Here is a 16,260-nt window from a genome sequence, read left to right as displayed (position 1 = left end):
TCCTATTCCGCACAGTTGGTTTTCAGTTCCAGCGCGCGTTCATACAAGTAATGCTTTGCAGAAACAGAAGGCTTTAAAATTCTATCGCAGGTCCAATATCTGTATTTATCGTCCTGCAGATGGTCTGTCAATTCGCCCTCATTTTCTGCACATTGGCTACTAAATTTCGGGACATATTCTTCATCAACCAATTCATGATCATTGGAGGAAATTAAAAGGCGTTCCACAGATTTTACGACCCCATCATTCAAGGACAAATACTGTTGGAAGGAGGCTATATAATCATCATCCAAAATATGCAATTCAAGACCATTTTGCGGTTCATCCACATAAACAACACACGCACGCCAACCATGTTCATCATAGTATTCATGAACAAAGGTTCGTTCTCCCGTAAAGATAACTTCATACCAGGGTTCCCCATGTCCATATTGATGTGCAGAGGAATCAACCTTTATTTCGGGTTTGTATGATGCAAGAATTTCTTCCGGAGTCATGGAACTTTCTTCCGCATAGATTTCTTCCATAGAATAGGATCTTGCTGAGGAACTGTAAGGTTCCTTTTCTTCATAAAAAGGATCTTCACTGGAGGAACTTACCATCGGCTCATAACCGCTAGAAATTTCTGAAGATTCTACATCGGGAAGTACGGCGGATTCAAAATGTCCAGATGTCGGTTCGCCAGAATTCGCGCCAGCCAACTTATCGCAAGCAGAAACAAAGCGTCTTTCGAATTCAGAAAGTTCATGATCAAAATTACGTTCGCCAGTCCGTTCTATGCGACACAGAACATCGAAGGATTTTTCATTGCAGTTTTCATTTTCGTCCAGCAAGATTGCATCGTCAGCAAAGCATTCCCCAGAAATATCCTTCCATAGGGAATTGCACATGTCGTAAGACGCAACCGACAGGGCACTTGAATAACTAAGCACGCCCCTGCCTACAATCTTGAACGCAGCAGTAAAGACGATTTCACCCACGGTACATGTACCTTGCGCACCCTGTTCTTCTTGATAAACACGCACAACTGTTCTACCGAGAAGATTTTCGCTAGACGGTTTTGTGGTGAAGATAATTTCATGAACTTCTGAAGAACTTTGGGGCACCACAGCCACAGAACTGGACGATTCCAATTCGCCAATCGTATTGGGTTCCGTGGCATTGCCCGCCGTTTCCTTTTCGGAGCAACCAGACGCTACAAAAAACAAGGCTACCGTTAATACCAGCGAATAAAAAATCTTCATACCCTAAATTTAGGCTTTTTGAGGGCGTTAAACACTGTTGTAGTCCCGCACATTCTTCGCATTCTTTACCTCACTGGCATTTTTCACTTTCTATATGATTCATTGTGAATCATATAGAAAAACGTTTTTCAAGAATTTATTCCAAAGTCAATTTCGCTGCACATTTTCAAAATCCGAATTGACAAATCAAAAAACTATATTCAAATCCATGAAACTCATCTTTGGATACAGTGACTATCGAGATTTCATCAGGGATTATTTTGAGGAACGCAAGAAACATTCCACTTTCTCCTGGCGTGAATTCAACAAATTAGCAGGATTTGCCTCCCCCAACTACCTAAAGCTTGTTTGCGACGGAAAAAGCAAGCTAAGCAAGAAAAGGGCGGGATTCGTTGCAGCCGTAATGAATTTATCTGCCAGCGAACAGGACTTCTTTGAGCTGATGGTCGCCATCGACAACACCACTAACGAAGCCGACCGGAAAGCACTGACTTTGGAATTGCGCAAAATGGCACGCAAGTCAAAAGCCCGCATCATCGATGCCGATGCTTATGTTTTTTACGAATCCTGGAAGTACCCTGTCCTTCGTGAATTGGCCCCTTTGATGCCAGGAGCAAGTTCCAAGAAAATCGCAGATGTCTGCCACGAAAAAATTTGCGCTGAGGATGTTGAAAATACTCTGCAGTTTTTGGTGAATTCCGGATTTCTGGAAAAAGATGAAAAGGGACGCTACACGCAAACGGACGCCAACGTGACCGGTTCCAAGGAAAGCCTCCCCCGCGCCATGCGCGAAATGCAGCGTCAAATGGCAGCTCTCGCCGAAAAAGCCATCGGCAAGTTTTCAAAGGACGAACGCCACTTTCTAGGAATCACCTGCGGCTGCGACGAGGAAACCTACAAGAAAGTAACCGCCGAACTAGAGGATTGTCGCGACCGAATCACAGCCATCACTTCCGCCGCCAAGAACATCAATCAAGTGTTTCGAATCAACCTGCAAATGTTTCCCCTAACAAAGAAAGTGTAAAAATTATACGCAAGGAAAAGCCTTATGAAAAAATTCCTATTGCCAAGGATGAACCAGAAAAAGGAAAACTGGTGACAGAGAAATTCAAGGCCATGTCGGTTGTAACGGGCAACATCCAAACATACAATGGGCATGGCACAGTCTCTGCTCAGAAATTAAACCTCAGTTTTAAATATTGGATCCACGTTACCGGTGACGAAACCTCTTGTACTGTTAAAATGACTAAGTTTAGAATGTGGATGAACGATGGCGAAGCCGAATGGGTGCGTCCGGATGACGCCGGCAAAATGACATGGGACCCGATGTTCCGCTCCATCGGGGAGCAGTTGGAAGACGACAACGAATAAACCCCTCTACAAAAAGAGAGATTTTTTAAATTCGTGAAAAACTAGCCAAAAAGATTTTCATTTTTCGGTAAAATAAACAGACAAAAAAAAATTGACTTTCGTGTTCCCCCAGCTAAAGCTGAGGGACAAGTTCATCGTCTACACAAAGAATTTGGAAGTCAAGGACGGATTCACCTACCTGCCGGTGTACATGGCAGGATTGATCTAGAAATCATCCCATATGATTCACATTGAATCATATGACATCCAAATTTTTAATAAAGCCCTTTTTTGACGTAAAATTTTTTAGGAAGGACCTTGTGTAACAAGGATTTCTTTTTTTAGTATTTGCTAGGTATACCAAACCCCTTGTTTTTGTAAAAAAAAACTTACTTTTGTAAAGACTGAACTCTGGAGTTTTTATGGATTGTCGCAAAATAGCCTTAACGCTAGGTCTTGCCTCAAGCATGTCCTTCGCATCGGTATCCCTCAGTTTTTACGAAAAGACAGACGGTTACACCACCACCAACGCCAAGTTTGAATTGGATCAAAAATCCTGGACTCCCTGGGTAAAGGAAAAAGGCTACGTAACCACAACCATTACCGGTTCAGAGTTCTCCTCTGGCTTGACTGTCACCCCGAATGAAACATGCGAAGGCTACCTTACCGGCATCGTCAATTACGGCGGTACCTGCGGAAGCAACAGCCTTGCCGCCTATGGCTATTACGACGGCTACTGGTACGAAATCGGAGCCTTCTCTAGCGGCCAGGCGCTGTCAATCGAATGCGACTATTCCAAAATAGCCTTCCAGGCACAAACTTCCTCTACAAAGGAATGTAGTGTTTCCATCAATTCTATTGCCATTGGCGGCCCAAGTGATGTTATCGTTACAAAAGCCAGCGTGACAAGCGATTATACCAATTACGTCAGAAGCAACGACACCATCTACTTCACGGTACCGTTCACTGCAAAGATGGAAAGCATAACCCCTTACTTTACGGGATTATACAGTTCGGTCACTCCCAGTACCGCACAAGATTTTAGCAAGGGGCCTGTTACCTATACATTCAAGTCCAAAAGCGGACTCAGCACCAAAGACATCGTCCTAAACATAAGCCGAACCCCAGGCGATACCAATGCGGCAATTGTCAACGTTTTTGACTTCTGTTCAGAAAGCAAAGTTTATCAGTGGTACCAAACATATTCAGACTCCCCCATTATTCATGTTACGAAAAGTACCTTGGCTAAACAAGGCACATACTGCACAGAGGGAACAAAAATCACCCATCCCCAAAATTCTGGCGACACAGGGCTGGTCGAGTTAAAGCTTTACAAATGGGTACCAGATTCCATTCGTCATAATTTGTATGGCCGATACAGTGCCGGCAGATCAAATTCAGACTACGCCGGATTAAAATTTTCCGGCTTGGCGAAAAGGAATTGGTATAAGAATGGCGAGCCAATCAGTGTTGACTTGTTCAATACCCCCATCGATCTAGAAAACACAGTTGTAGAAGTCATTTCACAAAACGGAAGTCCTATTCACTATTACAAATTCAAATTTGTTGACGTCATAGAAGAAAACAACTACTTGAGCCAATTGCTCATGATCGACACAGCAAAACAGGAATACATCTACCCAAGAACCATTTATGACCCGGAATCTCCCAACGACACGGGAAAGATTATTTACGACCTTCCCTACAAGGGAACGCCCGTTGCAAAACTGTTTGCCTGCGGTTCTGGAGATGATTTTTTAGTCGAGAACACCTTTTGGAGAAATTGCGAAAGAACATTTTCTCTTCCCGATACGAACATCACCTTGACTATTACCGGGAAAATGTACGGTACATCCGGCATGTATGCTACACTGACTAAAGACTACGATAAAAAGACTTATGCCCTTAAAGTTGTTAGACAGCCAAAGGTCTGGCCTGACAACAACGTCTCTGGCATTTACGTTGTAGACCTCACCGACAACAAAAATTTCTCTGCCATTGCAGCAACTCCCAACGCAACGAGTCAAAAGTTCAGCATAAACCTGGCTGATAAAAGGTCAAGTATAAACTATAGCGACTATGACCTCTATGTCGCAATGCCCAATCCATTCGCCACATATTCTTATGAACCCACAAACTACGATTACCCCGTATGGGGTCAGGGAAGTATACTTTCAATTATAACCTACAATGAAATCAACAAACGAACAGTTCTTTCAGCAAATGTTGTTCACAAGGCTGAAGAACAGGATGTTGCCGAACTAAAGTCATTCTTTATCGAAGCCGGGCTTGCATATTTTGAAGGTAAAATTGATCAGGAAAACAAGATTGTTCACGTAGACCTCCCCTTCGAAATAAACTTGAAGCGAGCAACCATCGTTTTTGCCGGCCCCCATAAATCTTATTCTGAGAATTATAAAATTTTCCATGAATATGACTTAAGCGACACCATTGACTTTGACTTCCATTCCGCAGATAGCAGCAAGACCGCCATTTATAAAATTGTGGCAACATACAACCCGGACATGTACAAGGAAGAACCAACTATAGATCCTGGTAAGGATACCAGCGAGACTTCGTTTGCGAAAATTTTAGACAACGCCAGTGCAACAGTCAAATTTGCGGAAAACAACCTCATTTACACAGGCGACATCCACGAAGTAAAGTCAATCGTTATATATGACGCCCTCGGAAATAAGGTTTATTCTAAAACAGGTTTTGAATATCCCGTCATGAATTTAGAAATCCTAAATCAGGGAGTTTATGTAGTAAAAGTTCAAACTACAAACGGAATGTCTTCACTTAAATTCACAAAGAAGAAATAAACGATCTACATTTCGCTAACCAATCAAACAAGGAGAACTTATTCTAGTAGCAGCCGCCTGTGCAGCATCTTTCGCCAGCGCACAGAACATTCAGTTTGGCGGCCACGCAGCCCTTAACCTTACCGACTGGATGTCTGGTGATGCCACCACCGACGGAGGCATGAGCGTAGGTTTTAACGCCGGTGTTGCCGCAAAGATCGCCCTTTCCGAAAAGGCATCCGTCATCCCCGAAGTCACCTTGGACCTGCGTCGCGTTGGTAACGACGATGTTTCTTACACCGCATGGGCCATTGACGTTCCCGTTCTCTTCCACTATACCCCAGTCATGAACCTCTACGTAGAAGCAGGTCCGCAGATTGCCTTGATCCTGTCTGGTTCCTGGGATGTTTCTAGCAGCGGTTCCTTCTACGACGATGGTGACGACTATGGTTGGGACGACTATGACTATGGTTGGAACGACTATGACTATGACTATGGCTACGGAGCATCTAGCGCAGCAAGCAACCTCCTCGACGACATGTACAAGAAGAACACCTTTGAATTCAGCTTGGTATTCGGTCTCGGCTATGACGTATCCCCGAACATTGACGTAGGCTTCCGTTACATTCTCGGCCTTACCAATGTGTTTGACGATGTAGACCTGGGTCTCGGTTCTTGCGAAGTCGATATTCAGAATTACCAGATGCAGTTTACTGTAACCTACTGGTTCTAACATTTTCTGCCTTCGGATATGCGAAAGGCTTGAGTTTTCCACTCAAGCCTTTTTTCTTTTTCAATTCAAATTCTAGAACAGCGTTTTGACACCGACGCCCACAATACCATCCAAGTAGCTTTCGCCATTGCGAAGGGCATAATAAAAATTGACGCTCCAATTCTTGCGATACTGAGTAAAGGCCAAGCCGTATTCCTGTTCACGCTTCCAGCCATGATCCGGACGAGGAGCGCGATACAAGCCCGGCATATAGAAGCCTTCAATGCTCAGGTCATAACCATCCTGCCAAAGCAAAGCGAACTCGGTATAGCCATAGGCCCGACTACGCAGGAATCGATAATCCATTCCACGAAAATCGTTCATGCCTCCCAAGGCAAATAGATCTTGACGATCAAGGTCAGCATCGGGAGCGAATATTCCACCGGCGGCACCACTGAATCTTGTAATCCAGTTTGCGTAAACCGGTACATAGCGCACCAGGGAGCCTCGCACCTTCAAGTAATGATCCAGGGAATCGGGACGGGAAAAATTCCAAGAGGCAAGTCCATAAAATTTGGTTCCGCTACGAGGTAAAGCAAACCGGTCAAGGGACGTGTAGGTCAACTCCAACGAGGACGTCTTTTCATTATCACCGATTCCTACAAAGACCCCAATAGAAAAATCAAAACCGATATCGCGGCTAATGCCCACTTCGCCGTAAGCTTCGCGGGTTGAGGAATCTTCGTCAAAATAGCCGCGGGCAATAACGTTCCAGGCAGAGCCAAAAATCCAGGGTTCCTTATAGGAGCCTTCAAGACGGCGGGAATCTGCGGCTGTATAACCTTCCAGTTGTAGGTCGCGGGCTGTCCCCAAAATGTTGTACAGCGACACGTTGACATTACCTTCCCACAAGTCAGTTTCGCTGGAATAAGTCAGCAAGGCTTCCGCCTCGGACATGGCTGCAGCCCGCATATTGAACACGGGAATGATACGGTTCCGGTAGGCATCTCGATACATGCGGGGTTTACCCACTTCTTCAAAGTACCCCACACGGGCAAGTTTATAATTAGCCCGCTCCAGATCTCTGGGGGAAACATAGGAGCCCACTTCCATTCCTGTCAATTTACGGAACACTTCAGGTTTGGTTCCGGTAGAATCCATATTTTCTGCAGGTCCCCACACCCAGGCACTGCCACGATTCAACTCCAACAGTAATACAGCGGTATTCGTTGCCTCACTGGAGTCAGCAGGATTTTCCAAAAGTTCGCCAACAAGACTTGCAGCAAGGAATCCGCCATTTTCATAACGTTCCTGGATTTTTCGAGAGGTGTTTTTCCAGACGGGGCCGTTCAAACCTTCGCAGGGCATTCCAACAAGATTCGCAGCATCAGCTTCATCAGCCATCTCGTGGTCGCCATTCCACACCACGTCAGAAATACGACATTCACCACCAAAGGCAATGCTCACCAAAAGAAGAAATGTCAAGAATAATCTAATCAAGGCAACGAAATATAAGATACAAATTATGAGATACTAGATTCTTCGCTCAGAATGACACCAACTCATCACTGTTAACTGTTAAAACACCGCTCTGGCTTCTGTGCTGAGTTTCTGGAAAACATTTTCCTCGGAGTTACCAAAGCGCAAAATGTAATGGCAGCCCAGAGAAATAAAATCATTCATGTCAATGGAAAGGGAGAATTCAAAACGATAGGTACGGCCATCACTATAACCGGACAGGACCTGATAGGGGATGTAATCCCCCCGGTCGTCCACCTGGATTACAGAAAAATTCGCAAAGGCATCCACTTTTTTTTGCTTGTTATATCCGACTCTAAAAGCGCCTTCCCAAAGGTCAGCTTCAAAATCATTATCAAGATCATCAGCTCCAGTTCCCTGGCGGTAACGGCCTAGAGGCTGAACGAAAAATCCGTTCAAGAAATCAAACCGATATTTCAAAGAAACATCATAGATGTTCCAGTTCCAAATTTGCAATGCAGAAAGTTCATCATCTTCCATCAACAGGTCCGCCCCAACAAAGTGATCAGGATTTATGCGATAGCCCGTTTCGATTTCATGGGAATAGACCGTTTCGAAATATGAAACGGAGCTGAGTTTTTTTTCAAAGGTGGCACCCGGTTTATAAGCGAGACTAACACCCGACGGATGTTCCCATTCCACCAGACCTTCCATGTTGATGCGTCCCGAAGTGGTTCGGCGCAAGGCGGCTGCAGTGACCGGAGGGAAATACAAAGTGCGTCCTGTCGTATCGCTACCTTCTCCATTCCAGGAAGCGCCAAAAGTAACATCACGCAAAATTCCTCGTTTTACACCAAGAGACACACCGGGATTCCAGCGGAAATCAAATCCGAAGGAGGCGTCCGACGAAAGAACGGCCCCCACGGAATCATTACGTCCCATACCGTCATAAACGAAATCGCCATTGTCGACTCCCTCGATAAACGTTCCCGTCAGGCTATCATAGCGCACATCTCCGGTACCAGGCGCCACCGCCTTATACACAGCCGTATAAATTTGCTCTTCTGTCAGACCGATTTTATAAGTGACGTTTCCCGTCATGCCAATTTCGTCACCACCCATTCGGGAATTCAATTCCCCCACCCAGCTATTTTCCCCCTCGGAGGAATCGCGGGCAATACGTTCATACTGCAGCAGGTGATTCAAACTAAAGTAACGGGCTCCGTAATTCGCTTCCTGCAACCACATGGCCGACCGCAAGGAATCCGCCCATTCATTGCCATAGGTATCGCCCCTGCGACAGGCGATTCGACCTCCTGCACTTTCACGCAAGAAGCCTTTGTCAAAATACATCCCGAAACCGCCTGTGGATTTTCCGTACAGGACTTCATTATGAATCGCTCCCACGCCACCGTCAATTCCTGCCACATCAGAAGTTTCATCAATTCGCGTGTAGCGGAAATCGCCGCTGCCAAAGGGGCGTACAAAGCCCTGTAAAAATTCAGCGGAAGCGGTTCCCTGGTAACGTTCCATATTCCGGTCTGCGGTACTAGCCACACGAATCAAGGCCACTTCACTTAGGGTGTTTCTATTCCGATGTTGCAACGAAATTTTCGCCCTCGAGGAATTCCATTCTTCCCCATCGTTTCGGCGGTACCCCCAAAGGGCATTCCCGAACCAGCCATTTCCAAAGGCCGTGCGGAATTTTACCTCGTCGTAAAGCAAGTCGTCATCCAAGAATGCGGAACCACCGTAGGCCAAATCCCACTGGTCCTGCAAAATGTATGGATCCCAGTCCGAATTTATGCTGCGGAACTCCGTAACATCATAGCCTTCCATAATGCGGTTGCCGTAAACATCCATGGCCAACGGGAAATGCAGCAAGTCCCTGGTAGAATCTGTGGTAACAAACCAGCGGAACGCCTTGCCTTCCGGCCCACCCACATGATCAGAAACCGTATTGGAATCGCTCTTGTTCAGAGCCACTTCCAAGTCTGCGTAGAATTGCCGGTTCTGCTGAACGCGAAGGCGGGCCCCCATACGAGCGCTACGATCGGGGCGACGTAAAGCCCTCAGGGAATCATCACGAACAAAAACTTCTCCGCGGTCAGACTTCAACATATTGTAATCTTCGTCCGTCCACACGCCGCGACGCAAACGGTCCACATCGTTCTCCAACTGGAACATGGAAAGATCAAGATACAAGTTGGGATGCCTATAACTGGCGGCAGCCCCCTTCAGAGAATAAATGTTGTCATCTTCGTAGGCGTCGTACTCCACCCGAATTTCATCATCAAAGCTAGGAACAATGGAACCCTTGAAATCCAGCATACCGCCAGCATAATTCACCAGATAGTCTACACCGCGGGTCAGCTTCACCCCATTCATCCAGACCGTTTCGGACTGGGGCACAATGGCTACAAAGCCACCAGACGCATCCAGGGAATACCCCTCGCGCTGACCGCTGACACCATTCAGAGTTCGTCTAAAATGTTGAACCTCGTCGGTGCCAACAACGCCACGAACCTCAGTGTACCCCCCACCGAAATCACCACGCACACCACCCATGGCCCCAAGGCTACTCCGTTCAACGGAATACAGTTCCAAGGAATTGTCGACCCAGTTCAAATCCCCCAGATGCAAAAAATAACGGGGCGATTCCACGCGAAAGTATATTTGGTCCACTTCCCGCAAGGTAGCCGTGGTCTGGTCACCCGCCTTGCGGCCCACATCCGAAAGCAGGGCGTCAATCCATACGCTGTCGGCGAGACGCCCCGTTATAGAGAGGCGCAGTTCCTGATCCACCTGGGTGCCGCCATCGCCCACCGTAATCTGCATGGTCTTATAGCCGTGGGTTTCGACGGAATCATGACGAACATTTTCCGATGATTCATCCACGGAACCCAAACCGTTAGCGGTACTTATTGCGTCCCCATTACTTCGTACAAGAATGGAGGGGTCCCACACAGGCAATGAATCAACATTCATTGCAAACGCAAAATTTATAAGGGAAAGTAAAAAGAGCAGGCGAAGCCGTCCCAAACGCAATGGGCGGGACATAAAGGCTACCTACGGACGGGTTCCACAAGGAACTGCTGAGTCGACAGAAGCTTTCGACCTGCCGCCAGGTCAACACTCCACTCACCCGGTTTCAGAAGTTTTGGGACAATGGTCGTATGGCAAACGCCCATAGAAACAATGCAATTTGACTTCTGGACCGTATCCGCCCCGTTGTACCAAATATGCAACAAGGTATCGGATTCCAACTTTACAGACGTGGACAAGGTGGAGTAATAGTAAAGGCGAGTGCCTTCTTCAAAAACGCTATCTACACCGAAAGGGGAACCGTTCACGATATGGCTGCAAACCACACTCTGAGCAAGGGAAAGTTCTGCGTCGGCGGAGGAGCTAATAGAAACATCATCCAGGCAGAAGGCCACAATACGATGCACCAAGAAGCCGAAAAAGACGGCAACCACAATGATTGTCGTCTTTCTCAAATTACGTAATGCGGTAGCCTTTGCCACGGAATACCCGACAAACTAACTAGACCAAACTAGCGGACCAGTCGGCTGGTATTCTGGGTAAATGCAGGAACGGCATCCACCAGCTTTTCGACCAACAGGCGGTTGAAGTCCTCGATGCGGTTGGGCAGATGGTTGCCCGGGAAGATCTGCACAAGGAGCAAGGCCTGGTCTACAGGGGAAATGTAGATGGAACGATTGTCGCCAACATAAGAGACAGAGTTGAAATTTTCGCCACCCAACATGAGACCCACCTGCTTGGCGGAGTCAAAGGAAGCGGTGCTCAGCACTGCCAGCGGAGTGGCATCGACACCAATGGAACCCACTTCTGCAATAATGGAACCATCGCGGTGGCAGAGCACAATGTATTCGGCCTTAATGCTAGCCTGATAGGCAGACATCAAACGGCGGACTTTGTCAGCATCATCAGAATAAATGGTAAAATCACTCATGAGTAGATTCCTTAAAAATCAGATTAGTCCTTCTTCTTGGGAACGTAAGGACGCAGTTCGATTTCGTCGTCAGCCTCGTTGTTGGGCTTTGCTACATCACGACCAAAGGTGGGCATACGGGGAACCGGGGCTGCAGCGCGGGGGCGACCGAAGGGGGAAGATGTGGCTCCCTTCTGGAATAGACCACCACCGGCAGATGCAGGAGCGGCAGCACCACCAGCTGCAGGCGGCTTGGCTGCGAAAGAGGGCATGCGGAACGGAGATGCAGGGGCGGCGGCCTGTGCCGGCTGGGCGGTTGCTTCCTTAACGGAAACACCATCCTTGGTCAGGGACACATCGTGAACGCCAGCGTTATTTGCATTGGCGGCAGCCTGGCGGAGGAAGCCCTGCTTGACGTTGAACTTTTCAATCACCAGCATAGCGATGGTCTTCAGGGTAGTAACCACGCCCTTACCGTTATGGGCAGTTGCCGGGAAGAAAGGCACGTTGCGCTGATTCAGTTCAGCATTCAGTTCTTCAAGAGTAAAGACGTTTTCCATGTCGCGCTTGTTGTACTGAAGCACGAAAGGCATATCGTCCAGGTCCATGCCGTAGTCCTGCAGGTTCTGTCTAAGGTTCTGCAAGCTTTCCAGGTTTTCGGCCTGACGGGAACGCTGGGAGTCAGCCACGAACACGATACCATCCACACCGCGAAGCACCAGCTTACGGGTACTATTGTAGTACACCTGACCGGGCACGGTATAAAGCTGGAAGCGGGTCTTGAAACCCTTAATGTCACCCAGGTTCAGCGGAAGGAAGTCGAAGAACAAGGTTCGATCACCTTCGGTAGCCAAGGAGACCATGTCCGTACGCTTGTCTTGCGGCATCTTCTGGTGGATCACCTGCAAATTGGTGGTCTTTCCGCTCAAGCCCGGACCGTAGTAAACAACTTTACAACTAATCTCACGTGTAGCAAAATTTATTGACGACATTACAAATCCCTGAATACTCAGATTTTCAATTAATCGTTGATAATTTAACAAAAAAAGAAATGTTTTTAACAATCAAAGGATGAATTGAAACGTCCAAAAGCAAGTATTTCGGCAAGAAAAAGAAAATTTTACGTAAAAAGGGGAGCGCGGGACAAGTTCCGCATACATGGGAAAGACAATTAATAGAAAATAGGTAAAAACAGGAAAGGCCGATACAGTTTCCTGTATCGGCTAAACCTTAAGCACTTAACTAAAAATTAAGCGAGGCTGTTGATGACCTTAGCGGCCTTAGCCTTGTAGTTGGCAGCGCGGTTTGCGCAGAAGCCAGCGCGATGCTTTGCAGCAGCCTTGTCCAGCATGCTAAACAGTTCCGGCATAACCTTGAGGGCTTCTTCCTTGGTGGAAGCAGAACGCACAGCCTTGAGAGCGGTACGGATGGCGGAACGGGTAGAACGGTTCATGGCATTGGCCTTTTCGGCCTGAAGCAAACGCTTTTTGCAAGATTTGTGTTGAGGCACCTTATTATCTCCGGGTGAAAACCTACTTAAAAATGTTGGCACAAAGTTAGTAAATGTTTGAAACTTTTCAAGGGGTGTTCAAAAATTTCTACTTTTAGGGCCATGATTCCCTTCGTAAACCTGCAAAAACAGCGTGATTTCTACAAAAACGAGTTCCTCGAGGCCGAGAAAGAAGTGCTGGATAGCGGCTGCTTTATCGGCGGCCCTCAGGTAGACAATCTAGAAAAAGAGCTGGTCGATTACATCGGGCTCCCCGATTTGCAGGCCATTTCCTGCGGAAGCGGCACCGACGCCATCACCATTGCACTTATGGCATTGGGGCTCAAACCAGGGGACGAGGTCATCGTTCCGGACTTTACGTTTATCGCTCCGGCGGAATGCGTCGCACTGTTGGGCGGAACCCCGCGATTCGCCGACATCAACAACCAGACGTTGCAGATCGACCCCGAAAGCGTTAGAAGCCTTATAACAGATAGGACCGTCGGCATTATCGGAGTGGATTTATTCGGGCAGTGCGCCCCCTTCGAAGAACTGCGCAGAATTTCCGACAAGCACGGACTCTGGCTGCTGGAAGACGCAGCCCAGGCTTACGGAGCCAAGTGCGGGAACCAGACGGCTTGCACCTTGGGCGACATTTCCATTACAAGTTTCTACCCAACGAAGCCGCTGGGCTGCTACGGAGACGGCGGGGCCATGTTCACTCGAGACAGCCAACTGGCCGAAAAAATGCGAATGCTGGCCAACCACGGCAGCAAGGGGCACTACAATCACGAAACACTCGGTCTAAACAGTCGCCTAGACGCATTCCAGGCAGCAATTCTCCGAGTAAAGCTGAGACATTTAAAAGATGAACTGACTGTAAGGCGAGAAAACGCCCGTAAGTACGACGATTTTTTCAGTTTACCTGACTTCATAAAAAAAGTTTGCGGAGTAAACCCGCAGTTCATAGAACAAACAAACGAAAGTACATACGCCCAGTACACGTTGTTGTTAGAAAAGCGCGACAAATTTATTGAAATATTGAAGAGTCAGGGCATTCCTTACTGTATTCATTACCCAAACACGCTATCCCAGCAGAAATGCTTTCGCGAAATGGTCGGCGAAGAAACGCAACCCATTACACCCAACGCCCAAAAGGCAACGAAGCAGGCATTGAGCCTTCCCGTCTGCGCCTTCAGCGACGTTGAGGAAATTATAACGCGACTAAAAGCGGCAAGCTGCGCTTGCATTTAGGGGGCCTCGGTCATGCCTGGCAAGCTCGCTTGCCAGTCACGACTCTCGGCTTTTACTAAATTTGGCCTGTGCCGTTTTATTCCGATGACATTATTCGAGAGCTGAAGAGCCACGCAGATATTGCGCAGGTCATCGAGAACTTTTTGCCGTTGAAACGTTCCGGCAACGGCCGCTATGTGGGGCGCTGTCCTTTTCATGACGACCGTTCCCCTTCCATGAGCGTCAATCCCACCATCGGGATTTACAAGTGCTTCGCCTGCGGAGCCGGCGGTGACGTTTTTAAGTTCGTACGCGAACATGAAAAGCTAGACTTTAGAGGGGCCGTGGAATGGGTCGCCAACTATGTTGGTTTCGCCCTCCCCCAGCTAGATAACGAGAACGCCGAGGTTTCCGAAGAGCGGGCCATGGTCCGCAAGCTAAACGAGCTGGCTTGCCAATGGTTTGAAAGTCAGCTGTCCATGAGCCAGAAGGCCCTGGAATACCTGGCCAACCGACACATTACCGAAGAGACACGCAAACTGTTCCACATCGGCTACGCTCCCGATGGCCGCGAAGGTTTTATCGGATATGCCGTCAAGAACGGATTTTCTCCCCTGGACTGCGTCAAGGCAGGTCTCGCCGTGGAACGCGAAAACGGCGGAGTGTCTGACAAGTTCCGCGACCGTCTGATGATCGCCATCCAGAACCAGTCCGGAATCGTAGTGGCATTCGGAGGACGCGACCTCTCTGGCAATTCCCCGGCCAAGTACATGAACAGCCCGGAATCAGCCACCTACCACAAAAGCGACATCCTCTTCGGATTCAACCACAGCCGCGTAAGCATCGCCAAGGAAAAATCCGTCATCATCGTGGAAGGCTACTTCGACCTGATGAGTCTCTATCAGGGCGGCGTCACCAACGTGGTGGCCGCATCGGGAACCGCCCTCACCGAAAATCACGCCAACATCCTTTCTCGCTACGCCAAGACCGCCTACCTGGTTTTTGACGGTGACGCCGCAGGCAAAAAGGCAACCCTCCGCAGTTTGGAAATCGTGTTGCCCAAGGGAATCGCCCCCCGCGTTTTTGCACTGTCCCGGCCCGACGGCACCAAGATCGACCCCGACAACTTCGTAAACGAACAGGGTCCCGACGCCTTCAGGCAGGCACTCACCCAAGCCGAAGACTGGCTCAACTATCTGGCCATGGAACGCAACCCCCGCTCCCCCGAAGAAAGGGCGGAATTCGTCAGCTACGTCAAGAGCTTGGTTAAAAGTATAGACGATCGCGAACTGCAGAATCAATATCTCAAACTTATTTCGGAACGTTACAATACAGACCGTTCCCTGGCACACGTCAAGAGCATCAAGCCCGCCTACAAGGCACCTCGCCCCGTGGCAAGTTCCAACTCCCAGGGCGAAGTCATCCCTCAGTTGGAGCAGGAAGCAAGCATCGACTGGGCCATGATCCCGCCCATGGAAGTACGCTTCGCCAACCTGATTCTGCGCAACCCCACCTTGATGGACCGAGCCGCAGAATACTTCGACATGGACTGGGCCACCAGCGGCATCCAACTTTTTGAATCCCGCGTCGTAGAAGATTTCATCAGTTCCACCGTGGCCATCTACCTGGAATCGGGTTACCACTCTCCCCAACTTTTGTACGAGAACTTCTCTCCGGAACTGCGACTGTTCCTGGAAGGCCTCCCCGAAGAGCAGTGGAAGTCCCCCCAGGAAATCAAGGAATTCTACCAGACCCTGACGGTGCTTTCTACAAAACTTTGCGACAGGCAAAAACGCATGATTCCCCTGAACTCCAACGACGCCGTTGAAATCAGAATGCAGATGTCCAAGTTCACCCAGGGAATGCAAAAAATCAACCAGCTCTACAGCACCGAAAAAATTGACATCAACGCCTTCGCCGACCAGGTGGTCAAAAGTCGAAGCATGTTGATGAAGTTCCAAGCGGCCATCCCCGACAATGGGTATTGATTATTT

General features: G+C 48.2%; 12 protein-coding genes and 1 pseudogene. 6 read left to right on the top strand and 7 right to left on the bottom strand.

Annotated features, from left to right (window positions below):
- Nucleotides 1-2 precede the first annotated feature (2 nt).
- Nucleotides 3-1,244 (bottom strand): hypothetical protein, encoded by a 1,242-nt coding sequence (locus tag BUB94_RS05925; protein ID WP_073235056.1) that lies wholly within the window; start codon nt 1,242-1,244, stop codon nt 3-5.
- A gap of 208 nt (nt 1,245-1,452) precedes the next feature.
- Between BUB94_RS05925 and BUB94_RS05920 the strand changes: the two genes are divergently transcribed.
- The 4 genes from BUB94_RS05920 to BUB94_RS05900 all read left to right on the top strand — a co-directional run bounded on the left by BUB94_RS05920 (nt 1,453) and on the right by BUB94_RS05900 (nt 6,131).
- A complete protein-coding gene (locus tag BUB94_RS05920) occupies nt 1,453-2,268 on the top strand; it encodes a TIGR02147 family protein (protein WP_073235054.1) in 816 nt (271 codons plus the stop codon).
- A 71-nt stretch (nt 2,269-2,339) separates the two neighbouring features.
- Nucleotides 2,340-2,615: a hypothetical protein gene (locus BUB94_RS05915; RefSeq protein WP_073161371.1), complete on the top strand. Its 276-nt coding sequence runs from the start codon at nt 2,340-2,342 to the stop codon at nt 2,613-2,615.
- 401 nt (nt 2,616-3,016) lie between these two features.
- Entirely contained in the window at nt 3,017-5,419 is a 2,403-nt protein-coding gene (locus BUB94_RS05905; RefSeq protein ID WP_083538135.1) for a T9SS type A sorting domain-containing protein, read from the top strand.
- Between the two features lie 22 nt (nt 5,420-5,441).
- Complete coding sequence (locus BUB94_RS05900) at nt 5,442-6,131, top strand: porin family protein (protein WP_083538134.1); 690 nt, start codon at nt 5,442-5,444, stop codon at nt 6,129-6,131.
- A 72-nt stretch (nt 6,132-6,203) separates the two neighbouring features.
- On the opposite strand, the gene BUB94_RS05895 is transcribed toward BUB94_RS05900, so the two are convergent.
- The 6 genes and pseudogenes from BUB94_RS05895 to rpsT all read right to left on the bottom strand — a co-directional run bounded on the left by BUB94_RS05895 (nt 6,204) and on the right by rpsT (nt 13,054).
- Entirely contained in the window at nt 6,204-7,610 is a 1,407-nt protein-coding gene (locus BUB94_RS05895; RefSeq protein WP_139260147.1) for a BamA/TamA family outer membrane protein, read from the bottom strand.
- A gap of 78 nt (nt 7,611-7,688) precedes the next feature.
- Nucleotides 7,689-10,577 (bottom strand): hypothetical protein, encoded by a 2,889-nt coding sequence (locus tag BUB94_RS05890; RefSeq protein ID WP_254793682.1) that lies wholly within the window; start codon nt 10,575-10,577, stop codon nt 7,689-7,691.
- Between the two features lie 77 nt (nt 10,578-10,654).
- Nucleotides 10,655-11,116: a hypothetical protein gene (locus BUB94_RS05885; RefSeq protein ID WP_073161376.1), complete on the bottom strand. Its 462-nt coding sequence runs from the start codon at nt 11,114-11,116 to the stop codon at nt 10,655-10,657.
- A 29-nt stretch (nt 11,117-11,145) separates the two neighbouring features.
- Nucleotides 11,146-11,565, bottom strand: a complete 420-nt coding sequence (locus BUB94_RS05880; RefSeq protein WP_073161377.1) for a roadblock/LC7 domain-containing protein — start codon at nt 11,563-11,565, stop codon at nt 11,146-11,148.
- A 407-nt stretch (nt 11,566-11,972) separates the two neighbouring features.
- Nucleotides 11,973-12,536: pseudogene (locus tag BUB94_RS17470) on the bottom strand (ATP/GTP-binding protein); the annotation flags it as partial.
- A gap of 257 nt (nt 12,537-12,793) precedes the next feature.
- A complete protein-coding gene (gene rpsT, locus BUB94_RS05870; RefSeq protein ID WP_073161379.1) occupies nt 12,794-13,054 on the bottom strand; it encodes a 30S ribosomal protein S20 in 261 nt (86 codons plus the stop codon).
- Nucleotides 13,055-13,156: 102 nt separating this feature from the next.
- On the opposite strand from rpsT, the gene BUB94_RS05865 reads away from it, so the two are divergent.
- A complete protein-coding gene (locus BUB94_RS05865; RefSeq protein ID WP_073235036.1) occupies nt 13,157-14,287 on the top strand; it encodes a DegT/DnrJ/EryC1/StrS family aminotransferase in 1,131 nt (376 codons plus the stop codon).
- A 68-nt stretch (nt 14,288-14,355) separates the two neighbouring features.
- Nucleotides 14,356-16,254: a DNA primase gene (gene dnaG, locus BUB94_RS05860; RefSeq protein WP_073235034.1), complete on the top strand. Its 1,899-nt coding sequence runs from the start codon at nt 14,356-14,358 to the stop codon at nt 16,252-16,254.
- Nucleotides 16,255-16,260: the final 6 nt, after the last annotated feature.

Source organism: Fibrobacter sp. UWH9 (assembly GCF_900129715.1).
Taxonomy (GTDB): Bacteria; Fibrobacterota; Fibrobacteria; order Fibrobacterales; family Fibrobacteraceae; genus Fibrobacter.
Note: the sequence above shows the minus strand (reverse complement) of the source record. Positions and strands in the feature narration are given on the sequence as shown.